The following is a 16,309-nucleotide window of genomic DNA, read 5'->3' as shown; positions in this document are numbered from 1 at the left end:
TACGTTGTTATTTTCCTACTTTTAATACTTCAATTTCAAAAATTAAATCAGATTTTGCAGGAATTGGCCCTAAAGAATTTTCGCCATATCCTAAATAATAAGGAATAAAAAATACTGATTTATCACCTTCTTGCATAGTTTGTACCCCTTCTTTCCATCCTGCTATTAAAGGCATATTTACATCGTTAAGCGTAAAGGTAAATGGCTTTGTTTTACCTACACTTGAATCTATTTTTGTTCCATCAGTTAAAAACAACGTGTAATGAACCGTTGTTGAAATAGCTGGATTTACTTTTTTGCCTGTCCCTTTTTTTATGGTTGCTATTTTTAAGCCAGAATTTGTTTTAACAGCGTTATTAATTCCTTTTTTTTCTTGAAATTTACGTTTTAACTCGGCTAATACTTTTTTACGTTCAGCTTCTTTTTTTGCTACGTTGGTTAACTCATGTTCAAAAACAGTAGCTGCTTTAAATTTTTTAGCATCTTTACCTATTCTGATAATTTCTAAATGATTAATAAAATCATTTTGTTGAATAGTATCTACGATATTTTGTCCTTGTAATACTTTACCAAAAATAGAATGTTTACCGTCTAGCCAAGGCGTTTCTTTATGGGTGATAAAAAACTGACTAGAATTAGTTGCTTTTCCTGAATTTGCCATCGACAAAACTCCAGGAGTATTGTGCTTATAAAGTAATTTTCCTTTTTCATCCATTGGAAATTCATCTGCAAATTTATATCCTGCATTTCCACGACCTGTACCTGTAATATCACCTCCTTGTACCATAAAATCTTTAATTACTCTGTGAAATTTAGTGTTATCGTAATATGGTTTTCCTTTTAATGAATCGGCTATTTTAGGATGATTACCTTCTGCTAACGACACAAAATTAGCAACGGTCATTGGCACTTTTTTTTCGTGTAATTTTATTAAAATATCACCACGATTTGTTTGTATATCAGCATACAATCCATTTTCTAAATCAGGATATTTAACTGATTTACAAGCAGAAAACAACACTATTACGACTATTAAAATTTTATATATTTTCATTTTTTATTATTTTAGATATGCTTATAAACAATCAATTAGGTTAGCAACGAGTACTAACCTAATTGATTTACAGATATTTATATATTACAATTACTTTACTTCTAGTAACTCTACTTCAAAAATTAAAGTTGCAAAAGGTTTAATTTTACCACCTGGTCTTGGTGTTGCTCCGTATCCTAAATCTTGTGGAATAAAAAACTTATATTTTGCTCCTGGATTCATTAACTGTAAACCTTCTGTCCATCCTTTAATTACTTGACCAACTCCAAATTCTGTTGGTTCTCCTCTATCAACAGAACTATCAAAAACAGTTCCATCAGTTAATGTTCCGTGATAATGAACTTTCACACGTGAACTTACTTTTGGTGCATCACCTTTTCCTTGTTTTAAAACAACATATTGTAAACCTGTAGCAGTTGTCTTTACTCCTGGTTTTGTTTTATTTTCAGCTAAAAACTTTTCACCTTCTTTTTTATAGTCTCCAAATTCAGTCATTGCTTTTTTAGTCTGAGCTTCTTGTTGCTCTTTCATTTTCTCTTCTTGTTTTTTCTGAAAAAATGACCTTAAAATATTATTGATATCTTTAGACTCTACTAACAAATTGGTTGAGTCCATTCCGTTTTTAAACCCTTGAACAAATAAATCTTGATCTAATTCTTTAAAATTCGTTTTAATTTTATTTGCCATATCTAAACCAATACTATAACTTACAGAATCTACCTCTGTAGCTAACGACTTTTTGGTTTTAAACTCACTATTACCACACGATACAACTGATAAAGTTACAACTGTTGCTGCTAAAATTTTAATTAATTTCATTTTTATTTATTTGTTATTTAATTTCGATTAATGTTACGGTACTTTGTATAGGTTGATTAACCATTATTTTTTTTCCATCGCCAATAACGCCAAAAGCCCTATATGATGGAATTACAAATGTAATAATTTCTCCCTTTTTCATCAACTTTATTCCGTCTTGTAATGCAGGAATAAAATCTTGCTGATCTACCTTATAAGTTCGTTCTTGCTTTTGGTAAATTACATTACCGTTTATATCGGAAATATCATACGATAACAACACCGTGTTTGTTGATTTTGCTAGTACTGTGCTTACAGTATCTTTAACTACATATCGATACCAAAAACCATTTTTAGAAGCTTTATAAGTATGCGTAGAGTCTTTAGATATCCAATTTTCTAAACGTTTTTTCTCTAAAGCATTTAATTTTTTATTTTTCTTAACTACTTCTTTATAAAAATTAACAGTTCCTTGTTTTTTAGGATGTCTGGCTTGTGGCTCTTTACAAGAAACTACTGTTAAAATAATCAGGATAAAAAAAATAAAATTATACTTCATAAGACCTTTCTAAAGCTGTTTTATACTCAGGTAATAACGCAGTAAAAGTAGCAATAGTATCTTGCATCGAAAAATCACTTTTTCCACCAGCAGCATTATCGTGCCCACCACCATTAAAATGATTTCTAGCAAACTGATTTACTGAAAAATCTCCTTTACTACGAAGCGACATTTTAATAATACCTTGCTCTTTATCTTCAATAAAAATAGCAGCAAATACAATTCCTTTTAACGAAAGTGCGTAATTTACAACGCCTTCGGTATCGCCTTTTTCGTAATTAAATTTTTTCTTTTCTTCTTCGGATAAAGTAATAAAAGCTGTTTTATACTCAGGCAATAATTTCATATTACTCAACGCTTGCCCTAATAAAAGTAAGCGACTGTATGAATTTGCATCAAGCACATTGCTATGAATTTTATCATTTTCGGCTCCTTTATCAATTAAATCGGCAATAATTCTATGCGTTTTACTTGTGGTTGATCTAAAACGGAACGAACCAGTATCGGTCATAATTCCAGTATATAAACATGTCGCAATATTTTTATCAATTAAAGCAACATCGCCCATCATTTCAATAAAATTATACACCATTTGACAAGTTGACGACATCGAAACATCTGAATACATATATTCAAAATCATCAGGTTGCTGATGATGATCTATTAACGCAAAATTATTTTCGTACTTTTCTAGCGTATTTTGCATATCGCCACCAACTCGGTGAAGCGCATTAAAATCTAATAAAAAAATTAATTCCGAAGCAACTAAAGCACGATGGCTTTGCTTGTTTTGGCGGTCAAAACGATATACCGTTTCAGAACCAGGAATCCAGTGTAAAAAATCAGGATATTCATTAGGCATTACCACCTGAGCGGTGTGTCCTTTTTTATCTAAATAATGCTTCAAACCTAAGGTTGAACCAACGGCATCTCCATCAGGATTTCTATGTCCTATAATAACAATATTTCTAGGGATTGATAAAAATTCTTGAAGCTGTGTAAAGTGTTTTAAAATCATATTTCGCAAATATACAAATTAATGATTTATTAATCTTTTATGCTTTTATTTTTGTTGTTTTGCTTAAAAATAATCTTCATGGTTTATACTAAATATCCTATTACTTTATTCTTGCTTTTAATTGCTTTTATAAACACTTTTATTGCCAATTGTTATAGTCAAGATAAATTCACCCTAGCCTTTGGTTCTTGCGATAATCAGAGAAAAGAAAATCCTTTTTGGGAAGATATTATTGCTTTAAAACCCGATGTTTGGGTTTGGGGAGGCGACAATATTTATGCCAATACTAATAATATGAAAAAAATGGAAAAATTTTATCAGCAACAAAAAAGAGATACTTCGTATCAAAGGCTAATAAAAAACACACCTATTTTAGCTACTTGGGATGACCATGATTATGGTAAAAATGATGGAGGAACTCATTATCGAAAAAAAGAAGAAAGTCAACAATTATTTTTAGATTTTTTAAACATTCCTAAAAACTCTCCTAGAAGAAAACAAGCAGGAATTTATCATTCAAAAACTTTTAAAATCAAAAATAATACTGTAAAAATAATTACCTTAGATACCCGTTACTTTAGAAGTAACCCAATAAAATTTAGTCGTAAAAAAAAACAGCTATCAAACAAAAGAAAAGGAAGTATTTTAGGGCTTAATCAATGGAAATGGCTCGCAAAAGAATTAACAAATTCTACGGCAAACTTTACGGTTATTGTAAGTAGTATTCAAGTACTGTCAAGTGAACATCGTTTTGAAAAATGGAGTAATTTTCCAAATGAAATGACTAATTTTTTTAAATTAATTGAAACTTCAAAAGCAAAAAATGTAATTTTTCTTTCTGGTGACAGGCATATTTCAGAGTTTTCAAAAGCAACTATAAATAATATTCCGTATCCTATTATCGATTTTACATCAAGCGGTTTAACACATTCTTACACATCTTTTTCATCAGAAAAAAACAAATATCGAATTGGTAATGTTACAAGTAAATTAAGTTATGGCGTATTGTTTTTTGATTTTATTTCAAACAAAGTAACCTTTCAAATGCGGGGTAAAAATAAGGTTATATTACAAGAAATCAACCAAGTATATCCTTAATTTTTTAATAAGATTAAAAAGTGTATTTTTGCGCCGATTTGTGCGAAGTTCGCACTTACATTTTATTTACTTTAATTAGAAACTCAATTACAATGGCAACAAATAGAACTTTTACAATGATTAAACCAGATGGTGTTGAAAACGGACACACTGGCGCAATTTTAGACAAAATTAATGCTGCAGGTTTTAGAATCGTAGCAATGAAAAAAACGCAAATGACTACTCGTGATGCTGAAGCTTTTTACGCTGTGCATAACGAACGTCCTTTCTTTGGTGAATTAGTTGAGTTTATGACTCGTGGTCCAATTATCGCTGCTATTTTAGAAAAAGACAACGCTGTTGAAGATTTTAGAACTTTAATCGGTGCTACAAATCCTGCTGAAGCTGCTGAAGGAACTATTCGTAAAATGTTTGCTACCTCTATCGGTGAAAATGCTGTTCACGGTTCTGATTCTGATGAAAACGCTGCTATCGAAGGTGCTTTTCACTTTTCAGGAAGAGAGGTGTTCTAAGAACAATAATTCTTTTTAAATATATAAAAACTCGTTACAATTGTTGTAACGAGTTTTTTATTTTTTGAAGCTATTTCCCGCTTTCCGCACTCGCTTTTTTTTGAAGAAAAATCAAAAAAAGAGCTCAAACAATGCTTCAATCGGGGCTAGGAATTTCTGCTTATAACTTAATTACACAACATCTTTTACCAAGTCATATTTTATTTCATTGTAATTCGCAATTACTTTTTGCGCCAACGAATAATCTTGTTCTTTAGAGTGTTCACTTTTATAAGCAACACAGTAAATTCCGCCATCGTAAGCTGCTCTAATTCCGTTGGTAGAATCTTCAATTACTAAACATTCTTTTTTATCGAAACCAGCAATATCGGCTGCTTTTAAAAATATTTCAGGATGCGGTTTTGATGCTTTTAAATCGGCACCGCTAATTTTCCCTTTAAAATATTTATTTAAATCGAACTTATTAAAAACATTATCAATAGTAACCATCGATGCCGACGATGCCAAAACTAAAGTAACGCCGTTATTATAATAATTTTTAATTAAATCTAAAACACCGTTCAATAATTCTAAATCATTATCATCAGAAAAAAAGAGTTCTTTAAAAAAAGCACGTTTATAATTTACCAATTCGGTAGCCTCGATTGTTAAATTAAATTTGGCTACTAAATCTTTACAAATTTCTAAAGTTGATTGCCCTGTGTAGGAATTGTAAAGCTCCTGTGAAACCTGAATTCCTACCTTATCAAACATTAAAAAATATGCTTGTTTGTGTAACGGTTCGGTGTCAACAATTACCCCGTCCATATCGAATAAAACTGCTTTTAAAGCCATAGTATTTAGTTTGTGTTGTGCTACAAAAATAATCAATTACTCCTTACTTATTGCTATTATTAAGCATCACTTTGCATGAATTATTTTGTGAAATTTATTTTATATGAATAGTCATTTTTATCGACTGAATTACATCAAATTTTGCATCTTTATATTTAGGAGGTCCTATAAAACCTTTTGCATCATTAGAAATACCTATTGGCTCTTTAGGAATTCCTATAAAATTGGTATCCATTTTTTTGTTATCATTCACATCATGAAACGCCGAAATTGCATAAGTTCCTGCTATCATATTCTCAAATACTAGGCTCGCTTTTTTATCTGAAATCTTTATTATTCTTCCCTTTATAGCTTCTTTTAAAAAAGCTTTTTTATTATTATAAATTGCTACATACAAATTACCCTTATCAGATTTCATTCCTTCAAAATATACTGTAATTGTATGTTTTTCTTGACTTATTGAATTTAAAATTCCTGTTAAAATAAAGAATACTGTTAAAATAATTTTCGGCATATTTTTTTATTTTATAATTAAGTCTTTAAGTGATAGTCTAAATATCTTATTTTTCATTCTTGCTATTTTTTAACAAAATACGCTAAAATAATTGATAAAAAATGTATTTTTACATAGCATAAAAAATAATAATGTCACACGATTTAAGCGATTATAGAAAATCATACGAAAAAAAAGAGTTACTTAAAAAAAATTGTCCTGAAAATCCGATGGAATTATTTAGAGACTGGTTTTTTGAAGCAGATGCATCAGAAATGGTTATTGAAAGTAATGCTATGAACGTTTCATCAATAGGGTTAGATGGTTTTCCTAAAAATAGAATTGTATTGTTAAAAAAATATACTTGGGAAGGTTTTATTTTTTATACTAACTATAATTCAGAAAAAGGAAAAGCAATTTTACAAAACAACAATGTGTGTCTTTCTTTTTTTTGGGCTGGCTTAGAACAGCAAATCATCATCAAAGGAAAGGCTGAAAAACTAGCTAAAAATTTATCTGATGGTTATTTTGAATCAAGACCTGACGGAAGTAAATTAGGCGCTTGGGCATCTAACCAAAGTGAAGTTGTTGCCACTCGTGAACTACTCGATGAGCAACTTGAAAAAACAACCGAAAAATTTCAAAATAAAGAAATTACACGCCCGCCACATTGGGGAGGTTTTATGGTAAAACCCGTTTCTATTGAATTTTGGCAAGGTCGTCCAAATAGAATGCACGATAGAATACGATATACCTTAGAAAAAGATTTTTCTTGGAAATTAGCACGTTTAGCGCCATAATTTTATATTTACATACATTTTAATCATTTAAATGAAAACACTTTATATTGTTCGTCACGCAAAATCTTCTTGGCTATACCAAGGTATTAAAGATATTGATAGACCTTTAAAAGAGCGTGGTATTAAAGATTCACATCTTTTTTCTAAGTTTTTATCGCAAGAAATACCAAAGCCAGATGTATTTGTTTCTAGCAGTGCGAATAGAGCGCTACATACGGCTATTATTTTTTGTGAAAATTTTAAATACCCACTCTCTAACCTACAAATAAAACGTCAGTTATATAATTTTAGTGATGGTTATTTAGTGAAAACCGTAAATGCTTTAGACGATAATTTTAGTAGTGCTATTATATTTAGTCACGACCACGGTATTAATAGTTTTGTAAATAATTTTGGTGATAAGCCAATAGCTCACGTGCCTACTTGCGGAATTATAGGCATTGAATTTAAAGATAAACACTGGAAAAACTTAAAAAAGGGACGTACTATTTTAGTCGATTTCCCTAAAAATCATAGATAAAATTATATTATTTTGAAAATTAAAAAATATGGCGCTATAGATATCGGTTCAAATGCTGTAAGACTATTGATATCAAATGTTATTGAAGAAAAAGATAAAGAACCACTATTTAAAAAAGCTTCTTTAGTTAGAGTTCCTATTCGTTTAGGTACCGACGCATTTGTTACAGGTATAATATCTGAAGAAAATACCGCCCGAATGATTGATGCCATGACAGCTTTTAAATTGATTATGAAAGTTCATGGTGTTGAAAAATATAAAGCATGCGCCACCTCAGCAATGAGAGAAGCTCAAAATGGAACTCAAGTTGTTAATACTATATTAAAAGAATCAGATATAGAAATTGATGTAATTGATGGTAAAAAAGAAGCCGCAATTATATTTTCTACCGATTTACATCATTTAATTAAATCAGAATCTACCTATCTTTATGTAGATGTTGGTGGTGGTAGTACTGAATTTACCTTATTTTCAAAAGGTAAAATTGTAAAATCAAAATCGTTTAAAATAGGTACTGTTCGATTAATCAATAATAAAAAAACAGAAAATAATATTATTTTCAAAGAAGTTCAAGAATGGGTTGAAGAAAATACCAAAAACTACGGACGTATTTCTCTTATTGGTTCTGGTGGAAATATTAATAAAATATTTAAAATGTCGGGTAGAGATTTAGGAAAACCTATTTCTTATATCTATCTAAATGCACAATATCAATTTTTAAAAAAAATGAGTTATAAGCAGCGAATTTCTGAACTAAGTTTAAATCCCGATAGAGCTGATGTTATTGTTCCTGCAACTAAAATTTACCTTTCAGCAATGAAATGGAGTGGTGCTCGAAAAATATTTGTTCCTAAAATAGGCTTATCCGATGGAATCATTAAAAGTTTGTATTTCAATAAGCTATAAAACCCTTTAACAGTTCTTTAACATTAAATAAAATACCTATATTTGTTTAATTATGTGACCTTTATTTATATAATGTGTCACATGAATAAGTTAAATAATATCAAACAAATTTAGAATTATTATGAAAAAATTACTATTAACAGGAGCGCTTCTAGCCTTCTATTTTAGTGCTTCAGCACAAGATTTACCCACAAATGCAGAACCTGGAAAGTGTTATGTACGTTGTAAAACACCTGAAGTATGGAAAAATCAAGATGTAACGATTGAAATTGCACCTGCTTACAAAAGAATTATTACACATCCTGCTGCTTATAAATCAGTAACAGAACGTGTTTTAGTTAATGAAGGAAGTCAGAAATTAGTTATCGTACCAGCAAAGTACGAAGCTCAAACTTATTCGGTAGTTACCAAAGAAGCTAGTCAGCGTATTGAAAAAGCGTTATCAAAACCTAGTTCTGCTACTGAAACTATTGTTGTAAAAGAAGCTTCTCAAAGATTAGAGCTAGTACCTGCGAAGTACGAAATGCGTGATGTTGTTGTAGTTACTAAAGAAGCTACACAACGTTTAAAATTAGTTCCTGCAAAATACGAAACTAGAGATGTTGTTGTAGTTACAAAAGAGGCTAGCCAACGTTTAGTTAAAGTTCCTGCTACTACAAGTGTAGTTTCTGAAACAATTGTAGTAAAAGAAGCAGCACAACGTTTAGTTAAAGTTCCTGCAAAATATGAAATGCGTGATGTTGTTGTTACTGTTAAAGAAGCATCGCAACGTATTGAAGTTATTCCTGCAAAATATGAAATGCGTGACGTTACTGTAATAGTAAAAGAAGCTTCTCAACGTTTAGTTGTTGTTCCTGCAGTTTATGGAACTGAAACTATTTCTTACAAAAAAAGAGATTATGGAAATAAATTAAGTGTAATTCCTGCATCTTTTAGTAACGATAGTGAAACTATTGAGGTTAAAGCTAAATCTGCTAGATGGCAAATGAGTGAAAAAGCACCTGATTGTGAATCTTCAGATCCTAACGATTGTCGTTACTGGTGTTATAAAGAAGTACCTGCTCAATTCCAAACAATTAACAAAACTGTTTTAGGAAATGATGCTAGTGTTGTTTCTACTCCTGAATGTAATGAAAGTACTTCTCCTAACGGATGTGGTAATTCAACCTATACTAAAAAAGTTGTTAAGACTCCTCCTACAACAAGAGTTGTTGCAGTTCCTGAGGTAACGAAAGTTATTAAGAAAAGAGTAATGGTAACTCCTCCTACAACAAGAACTATTGATATTCCTGCTGTAACGAAAATTATCAAGAAGCGTGTAATGACTACACCTCCTACAACAAAGACAATTGCTATTCCTGAGGTAACTCAAACTATTAAAAGAACGGTAACAACTCCTGAATCTACAAGAGTTATTGCAATTCCTGAAGTGACTAAAGTTATTAAAAAAACAGTGATGGTAACACCTCCATCAACAATTACAGTTCAAATTCCTGAAGTAACTAAAATTATTAAGAAAAGAGTAATGGTAACTCCTCCTACAACGAGAGTTATTGCTATTCCTGAAGTAACTACGACTGTTAAAAGAGTAATTCCTTCGGTTACAACTACTAAAGTTATTGCTATTCCTGAGGTAACTACAACTTTAAAGAAAACTGTAATGACAACTCCTCCTACTTCTAGAGAAATTAAAGGAGATGCTGTTTATAGTAACTTAAAGAAAACTGTTTTAGTAAAAGATGCTTGGAAGGAAGAAGTTCCTGTAGCTGCTAAATACAAAACAATTACTAAAGAAGTATTAGTTTCTAAAGGTGGGTTAACATCTTGGAAAGAAGTTGAATGTAAATTAATTGAAAATACACCTTTACCAATTAACTGGAACTTAGGAAGTGCTACTTTAACTTCTGGAGCTAAACGTTTAATTGACACTAGATTATTACCAATTTTAAAGACTGGTGTAGCTGCTGCTGTTGAATCTCATACTGATTCAAGAGGTAGTAACGTAAGCAACCAATCTTTATCAGAAAGAAGAGCTCGTTCAGTTGTAAACTACTTAATTTCGAAAGGAGTTAACGCTAGTCAATTAACTGCTAACGGTTACGGTGAAAACAAATTAACAAACAGATGTGCTGATGGTGTTTCTTGTACAGAACGCGAGCATGCTGCAAACCGTAGAACTACTTTTAGAGTAATCAATCAAAAATAATTTTTGATAAACATACTATAATTAATATTTTGATATTAAAAAAACCGAGCTTTTGCTCGGTTTTTTGTGTTTTATAGAGTATTTATCTAAGTGCCTGTTTAAAATTAAATAAAGACTAAACAGACGCTAGTAAAAACATCATAAATAATATTACGATAAACAAAGAGAAACGTGATAAGCTTCGATTCTAAGTATTTAATTTATAAGAAATTATTTAACAATAATAACTTTTAATTTCAGTTCTTTTTCAACCCAACTTTTTAGTTCTTTCTCTTTCTTTTCAATTACTGAATCAGTTATTTTTTTATTCCAAACTACTGATAACTCAGGAATTGTATCTATTTTAATAAAATCAGTAGAAGATAATTTTTTAGAAAAACTAATTCCTTTAATATCGTTAAATCTAATTTTAGCTTCCTTGGCTATTTTACTAAAAGGGATACTATTTTCATCTTGCTTTAAAGCATTTTGTTCTATATTATTATTTAAGCTTGAAATTGTTGTTTTTAAATCGCTAATTTCTTTTTGTAAGCCTTTTATAATATTATCTTTTTGATCTAAATCAATAATTGCTCTATCGTAGGCATCAACAACTCTATCGACACTTCTGGCTTTATTTTCATTCACAACCAATTCGTAAACATCTAATTTAGGATAACTTTTTAATTCATTTCTTAAAAAAGTTTCGGTAGCATCGGTAACATCACCATTAAAAAATAAATTAATTTTTTTAGTCTTTTTATCGATATTTTCTCTTTGTAGCCATAAATCTTTATTGGCTAAAATTTCATCTTTTAAAAATTTATCATAATTTGATTTAACCACGCTTTCTTTATAAACACTTACAAAAGTAAACATAGCGGGTACCATTACTAAAAAACCGATAAAAGAAGCCACTTGTGCTATTCGTTTTCTCTTTTCAGAATTTACATAACGAATCATGGTAAACCCTAATAATTTTAGCACTAAAAAAGTAGCTAAAGCGATAAAAATAGTATTAATTGTAAATAAATACATTGCTCCAAAAAAGTAATCAAATTTACCAATTGCTAAGCCATAACCTGCCGTACATAAAGGTGGCATTAAAGCAGTAGCAATAGCAACACCAAATATTACCGATGCTATTGTTCCTTTTTTTGTTCTAGCGATAATTAAGGCTAAACCACCAAAAAAAGCAATTAACACATCTCGAATATCGGGTTTTACCCTTCCTAATAATTCTGAAGTTTCCTCTTTTAAAGGAAACAAAAAGAAGAATAAAAATGCGGTTAATAAACTCAACACAATCATAATTGCTAAGTTGATTAATGATTTTTTTAAGGTATCAATGTCGTTAATAGCTAACGACATTCCAATTCCTAAAATAGGTCCCATTAATGGCGATATTAACATGGCTCCAATTACCACAGCGGTTGAATTAGCATTTAACCCAATCGATGCTACAAATATTGAACAAATTAAAATCCAAACAGTAGCTCCTTTAAAAGGAATATCATTTTTTATGGCTTCAATGGTTGCTTCCTGGTCGGTATCATGACGAAAATCTAACAATTCCACCATAAATATTTTAATACTTTCCCACAATCCTTTAGCATCTTCTTGAACTGCTTGTTTAGACTGTGCTACACTTTCATCTTGCTTTATTTTTTCTTCCATATAAATTGATTTTATAACGCTCGAAAGATACGGAATTATCACTTTATAGTATCAAAACAAAAAAGCCCAAAGAAATATCTTTGGGCTTTTACTCGTATTTTTAAAAATTTCTTAAAAAAATAAATTACTTGATGTTTAATTTCTTTTTTAAACCTCTTGAAATACCATCTTTATGTAATAAAACTGAAATTGTTTTTAATTTAAAATAAGGAACAGACATATAAATATATCCTTTATTTCCTACTTTTGAACCCCAAGAATTTTTAACTTTAAAATACTTATTTCCTTTCTGATCTTTCATTAATCCTACAATGTGCATTAAATGATCATCGGTAGTATTAAAGTTTTCAAATTCTGATTGACGAAAACTAGGAGTAATTTTCTTTTCTTTAACAAGTTCTGTTAAGCCCTTTTCACTATCTGAACTGCTTGCAGGAATAATTGCAATACCATTTTTTGCTGAAAATGTTTTTTCAGAAACATCACAATCTAAAGCAATTGTATATCCTTTTTCAATAGCATTTTCTGTTACAGAAACTAATTCATCTAATGAAACATTATAAAACGCTCCGTTTGAAAAATTATCAGGAATATTCAATACAAATTCATCATACATTTTTGCATGCTGAAAAGATGTTATTGAAACATAATTTTCAGGATTAATTTTGATATGTTCTGCAAAACTTTTTGGTGTATAATTAACGCCTTCAAATTCAAAATTTGCTTTATTTTCACCTAAATAAACATCTAAAACGCTTTCTGTAGCTTTTTTCCATCTAGGACTTAATTCTTTTGCAGGATTTTTAATATACGTATTTAACATCGATTTTAAAACTGCAACAACCTCAGCATGATTATGTCTGTCTTGCCCTACTTCTAATCCAGAAAAAACCACATCAGGGGCTAACCCATTTTTAGCTACAGAGTTAATTACATCATGCGCTAAACCTCCTTGACTAAATTGTGCTTTTCCTTGACGGTATAAATAATTATTTGCCTTCTCAGAATAGGTATTACGAACGGTGTACATTTCTGATAAATCAATATTTTTACCTGTTAACCTTATAACTTCCGACTCTAAAAACGATGTTGTTGAAAAACTCCAACAAGTACCAGTGCTTCCTTGACTTTTTACTTGGGTGCTTTCTATATCTTCTAATGTTTTGAATTTATATTTTTGAGCGGTAATTGAACCAATACTTAAAAAAGCAAAAGCGGCTCCGATAAACAAGTTTTTCATGTGATGTATTTTAATTTAACGAGCAATTTAGCATTTTTACTTATTTTTAACATCATTTTTATCGTTAAAATGTTTAAAAATCTACAATCACTCCAATTCTTGGTAAAACATTACCCGATGTACTTTCTATTTCTTCTAAAACATATCTTGATGAATCATTAGGATTTGAAACTCGTCCATCAGCATCTTCTATTGGTAATAAAAAAGGTTGCTCACTAGCACTATTAGCATAAACATTCTGAATATCAACATAAAAGTTAACAGCTATCTTCTTTAAAAACCATGTTTTATCAACTCTTAAATCTAACTGCGTGTATGTATCAAAACGTTTTTCGTTTAATCTTGAAAAATCTAAAATAGCTCCATTTGCAACATCATAATTAGTTTTTAATGATGAAGCATTTCTATCATAAGGCGTGTAAGGTCTTCCTCCAACTAATCTAAATTTAGTTCCTATTTCCCAATTTTTCTTTAATTTTTTTCCTGCTGTTATTGTTAAAAGATGTTTATTATCCCAAGTAGAAGGAATATAACTTCCTAAAGTATCTTTAAATTCACTTCTTACAAAAGTATATGAAGCTAATCCATATAAACCATTAAATGATTTTTTTTGAGCCAATATTTCAAAACCATAAGCCCGTCCTTTTGAATTAGAAACCACTTCTTCATTTCCTACCACACCAAAACCAGCACCTAAATTTGCCAAACTAATTTTATTTCTTACTGAAAACGGATAATTATCATATGCTTTATAAAATCCTTCAAAAGTAATTTTAGAATTCGTATTTGGTTTGTATGATAAACCACTTACAAAATGGTCAGACTGTATATATTTTAATCCTTTTTTATTGATAAATTCTCCTGAATTATCTTTAAATCCTAAAACGGTATAAGATGGCATTTGATAATAACGTCCTAATGATGAACTTAAACTCATTTTATCATTTAAGCTATAATTTAATGAAAATCTTGGCGAAAATTGATTGAATGAATTTTTCATTTCTTTATTATAATCAACACCATCAATTCTAAATCCGAAGGAAACACCTAATTTATTATCTAAATATTCTTTTGATATCTGACCAAAAATACCATATTTAATAAAATCAATATCAGAATTAAAAGTATCTTCAAAAACTCCTTGAGAATTTGCAACTTTTCGATACGTATTATTTAAATATCTAGCTGTTTCTATATTTGTACCTATGTTAATTTTATAATTATTCAAAGTGCTAAAATTATTTTCATATCGAAACTTAGTTTCTATTTCTTTAGAACTATAATCTAACAATAAATTTACTGGTACTTCTTGATTCATCAAGTATTTTTCAGCGGTATTTTTCAGCTCATTTCTACTTAAAACGACTAAATGTGTCGAATTTTCAGCAAAATATTTATAACTCGCACCAACCGTATAATTCCATTGACTATTTACAGGAACAGTATTTAAAACAATAGTATTTCTTTTTAAAATATCTTCATCTGTTATGTCATCATTTACAGATTCATTCAATTTAAAATTATCGATTGCTCCTAAAGCAATTATTGATAATTCACTATTTTTTGATAATTGCGATTTTACATTTAACTGAAAATCGTTATAAGTTGGTAAAAAAGGTAATTTTATCAACTTGAATAAAAACTGTAAATATGATTGACGAACAGACAACATAAAAGTAGTATTATCTCCTAAAGGACCATCTAAAGTAATTCCTGCATCAGAAGTTCCTAGAGTAGCTCTTGTATTTAAAGACGTTGGATTTCCTCTTTTTTGTGTAAATTCTATTACCGAACTTAACGTGTTTCCTCTATTCGCAGGAAAAGCACTCGAATAAAAATCGACCTTACGGATTAAATCGGCATTCATTATTCCTACAGGTCCACCAGTTGCGCCTTGTGTTTGAAAATGATTAATTACAGGAACTTCAATACCATCTAAATAAAATTTATTTTCAGATGTTGCCCCTCCTCTAATTATAATATCATTTCTAAAACCAGGATTAGAAGCAACACCAGGAAAAGATTGAATTACTTTTAAAACATCTCTATTTCCTCCAGGGTTTTTTTCTATTTCAGCAACTCCTAAAGATTGTAAAGACAACGGACTTTGTACCGATTTTTTAAACAAATTAGCCTTTACCTCAACTTCATTTAAATTAGTATCACTTTCTTTTAATTCGATGGTTACAAACGGAATATTATCATTTGTAACTAAATACTCATCAGAAATTAAGGTTTCATAACCAATAAATGATACTTGTATTTTATTATATCCTAAAGGAATATTAGTTATTTTAAATGCTCCATTTTCATCAGAAACAACTCCTTTTGTAGTTCCATAAACCAATACATTTACAAAAGGAATAACATCTCTTGTTTTAGCATCAATTATTTTTCCTGAAATAGCACCATTATTTTTATCTTGACTTATCACAATTAAGGAATGCAAAAAAACTACAAACAATAAACATATATTTTTCATAAATAATCTGATTTATAGGTTGCTAAAATACATACTATTGAATAAATTAAGATAAAATAAAGACTAGAAAATAAAGTATCTATTTTTATCTCTTACAAATTAATCGTATTCTTTACCTTTGAAAAATGCTTCG

The 16,309-nt window shown here is 29.7% G+C and carries 15 protein-coding genes; 6 read left to right on the top strand and 9 right to left on the bottom strand.

The features are described from left to right. Positions 1-7: 7 nt before the first annotated feature. The 4 genes from ABNT14_RS02610 to ABNT14_RS02595 form a co-directional block, all read right to left on the bottom strand. Positions 8-1,054: a peptidylprolyl isomerase gene (locus ABNT14_RS02610; RefSeq protein WP_101902645.1), complete on the bottom strand. Its 1,047-nt coding sequence runs from the start codon at positions 1,052-1,054 to the stop codon at positions 8-10. Positions 1,055-1,144: 90 nt separating this feature from the next. Next, positions 1,145-1,873: an FKBP-type peptidyl-prolyl cis-trans isomerase gene (locus ABNT14_RS02605; protein ID WP_101902646.1), complete on the bottom strand. Its 729-nt coding sequence runs from the start codon at positions 1,871-1,873 to the stop codon at positions 1,145-1,147. Between the two features lie 13 nt (positions 1,874-1,886). Beyond that, positions 1,887-2,411: a gliding motility-associated peptidyl-prolyl isomerase GldI gene (gene gldI / locus ABNT14_RS02600; protein WP_101902647.1), complete on the bottom strand. Its 525-nt coding sequence runs from the start codon at positions 2,409-2,411 to the stop codon at positions 1,887-1,889. Continuing rightward, on the bottom strand, positions 2,401-3,429 hold the full coding sequence (locus tag ABNT14_RS02595) for a DHH family phosphoesterase (protein WP_101902648.1): 1,029 nt from the start codon (positions 3,427-3,429) through the stop codon (positions 2,401-2,403). The genes gldI and ABNT14_RS02595 overlap by 11 nt, the downstream gene beginning before the upstream one ends. Positions 3,430-3,507: 78 nt before the next feature. On the opposite strand from ABNT14_RS02595, the gene ABNT14_RS02590 reads away from it, so the two are divergent. Together ABNT14_RS02590 and ABNT14_RS02585 are read left to right on the top strand one after the other, a co-directional pair. Continuing rightward, positions 3,508-4,527, top strand: coding sequence for an alkaline phosphatase D family protein (locus ABNT14_RS02590; RefSeq protein WP_159459532.1), 1,020 nt, complete (start codon positions 3,508-3,510; stop codon positions 4,525-4,527). A gap of 92 nt (positions 4,528-4,619) precedes the next feature. Next, positions 4,620-5,039 carry a nucleoside-diphosphate kinase gene (locus ABNT14_RS02585; protein ID WP_101902650.1) on the top strand — a complete coding sequence of 140 codons (420 nt, stop codon included), beginning with the start codon at positions 4,620-4,622 and terminating at the stop codon, positions 5,037-5,039. A 171-nt stretch (positions 5,040-5,210) separates the two neighbouring features. Here ABNT14_RS02585 and ABNT14_RS02580 read toward each other — a convergent pair whose 3' ends face one another. Then, positions 5,211-5,873: an HAD family hydrolase gene (locus ABNT14_RS02580; protein WP_101902651.1), complete on the bottom strand. Its 663-nt coding sequence runs from the start codon at positions 5,871-5,873 to the stop codon at positions 5,211-5,213. Between the two features lie 94 nt (positions 5,874-5,967). Then, the gene (locus ABNT14_RS02575) at positions 5,968-6,387 is read right to left on the bottom strand and encodes a DUF2141 domain-containing protein (protein ID WP_101902652.1); all 420 of its coding nucleotides are present in this window, start codon (positions 6,385-6,387) and stop codon (positions 5,968-5,970) included. A 131-nt stretch (positions 6,388-6,518) separates the two neighbouring features. On the opposite strand from ABNT14_RS02575, the gene pdxH reads away from it, so the two are divergent. From pdxH to ABNT14_RS12370, 4 genes are all read left to right on the top strand, one after another. Then, positions 6,519-7,166, top strand: a complete 648-nt coding sequence (gene pdxH / locus ABNT14_RS02570) for a pyridoxamine 5'-phosphate oxidase (protein WP_101902653.1) — start codon at positions 6,519-6,521, stop codon at positions 7,164-7,166. Positions 7,167-7,197: 31 nt separating this feature from the next. Then, the gene (locus ABNT14_RS02565) at positions 7,198-7,686 is read left to right on the top strand and encodes a SixA phosphatase family protein (RefSeq protein ID WP_101902654.1); all 489 of its coding nucleotides are present in this window, start codon (positions 7,198-7,200) and stop codon (positions 7,684-7,686) included. A gap of 9 nt (positions 7,687-7,695) precedes the next feature. After that, positions 7,696-8,592 carry an ethanolamine ammonia-lyase reactivating factor EutA gene (locus ABNT14_RS02560; RefSeq protein ID WP_101902655.1) on the top strand — a complete coding sequence of 299 codons (897 nt, stop codon included), beginning with the start codon at positions 7,696-7,698 and terminating at the stop codon, positions 8,590-8,592. Between the two features lie 121 nt (positions 8,593-8,713). Continuing rightward, entirely contained in the window at positions 8,714-10,798 is a 2,085-nt protein-coding gene (locus ABNT14_RS12370) for an OmpA family protein (RefSeq protein ID WP_101902656.1), read from the top strand. Positions 10,799-11,008: 210 nt separating this feature from the next. Here the strand turns inward: ABNT14_RS12370 and ABNT14_RS02550 are convergent, their stop codons facing one another. From ABNT14_RS02550 to ABNT14_RS02540, 3 genes are all read right to left on the bottom strand, one after another. Then, positions 11,009-12,454, bottom strand: coding sequence for a DUF389 domain-containing protein (locus ABNT14_RS02550; protein ID WP_101902657.1), 1,446 nt, complete (start codon positions 12,452-12,454; stop codon positions 11,009-11,011). 124 nt (positions 12,455-12,578) lie between these two features. Continuing rightward, positions 12,579-13,694 carry a C1 family peptidase gene (locus ABNT14_RS02545; RefSeq protein WP_101902658.1) on the bottom strand — a complete coding sequence of 372 codons (1,116 nt, stop codon included), beginning with the start codon at positions 13,692-13,694 and terminating at the stop codon, positions 12,579-12,581. A gap of 73 nt (positions 13,695-13,767) precedes the next feature. Continuing rightward, positions 13,768-16,176, bottom strand: coding sequence for a TonB-dependent receptor (locus ABNT14_RS02540; protein ID WP_101902659.1), 2,409 nt, complete (start codon positions 16,174-16,176; stop codon positions 13,768-13,770). Positions 16,177-16,309: the final 133 nt, after the last annotated feature.

This window comes from Tenacibaculum dicentrarchi (assembly GCF_964036635.1).
Taxonomy (GTDB): domain Bacteria; phylum Bacteroidota; class Bacteroidia; order Flavobacteriales; family Flavobacteriaceae; genus Polaribacter; species Polaribacter dicentrarchi.
This window is presented reverse-complemented; position numbering and strand designations above follow the sequence as displayed.

What these genes read in the sequence shown, in the direction of transcription:
- ABNT14_RS02545 (WP_101902658.1), bottom strand. Translation starts at nt 13,694, where the DNA reads ATGAAAAACTTGTTTATCGGAGCCGCTTTTGCTTTTTTAAGTATTGGT.
- gldI (WP_101902647.1), bottom strand. Translation starts at nt 2,411, where the DNA reads ATGAAGTATAATTTTATTTTTTTTATCCTGATTATTTTAACAGTAGTT.
- ABNT14_RS02610 (WP_101902645.1), bottom strand. Translation starts at nt 1,054, where the DNA reads ATGAAAATATATAAAATTTTAATAGTCGTAATAGTGTTGTTTTCTGCT.
- ABNT14_RS02550 (WP_101902657.1), bottom strand. Translation starts at nt 12,454, where the DNA reads ATGGAAGAAAAAATAAAGCAAGATGAAAGTGTAGCACAGTCTAAACAA.
- ABNT14_RS02575 (WP_101902652.1), bottom strand. Translation starts at nt 6,387, where the DNA reads ATGCCGAAAATTATTTTAACAGTATTCTTTATTTTAACAGGAATTTTA.
- ABNT14_RS02605 (WP_101902646.1), bottom strand. Translation starts at nt 1,873, where the DNA reads ATGAAATTAATTAAAATTTTAGCAGCAACAGTTGTAACTTTATCAGTT.
- ABNT14_RS02590 (WP_159459532.1), top strand. Translation starts at nt 3,508, where the DNA reads ATGGTTTATACTAAATATCCTATTACTTTATTCTTGCTTTTAATTGCT.
- ABNT14_RS02585 (WP_101902650.1), top strand. Translation starts at nt 4,620, where the DNA reads ATGGCAACAAATAGAACTTTTACAATGATTAAACCAGATGGTGTTGAA.
- ABNT14_RS02565 (WP_101902654.1), top strand. Translation starts at nt 7,198, where the DNA reads ATGAAAACACTTTATATTGTTCGTCACGCAAAATCTTCTTGGCTATAC.
- ABNT14_RS02595 (WP_101902648.1), bottom strand. Translation starts at nt 3,429, where the DNA reads ATGATTTTAAAACACTTTACACAGCTTCAAGAATTTTTATCAATCCCT.
- ABNT14_RS02580 (WP_101902651.1), bottom strand. Translation starts at nt 5,873, where the DNA reads ATGGCTTTAAAAGCAGTTTTATTCGATATGGACGGGGTAATTGTTGAC.
- ABNT14_RS02540 (WP_101902659.1), bottom strand. Translation starts at nt 16,176, where the DNA reads ATGAAAAATATATGTTTATTGTTTGTAGTTTTTTTGCATTCCTTAATT.
- pdxH (WP_101902653.1), top strand. Translation starts at nt 6,519, where the DNA reads ATGTCACACGATTTAAGCGATTATAGAAAATCATACGAAAAAAAAGAG.
- ABNT14_RS12370 (WP_101902656.1), top strand. Translation starts at nt 8,714, where the DNA reads ATGAAAAAATTACTATTAACAGGAGCGCTTCTAGCCTTCTATTTTAGT.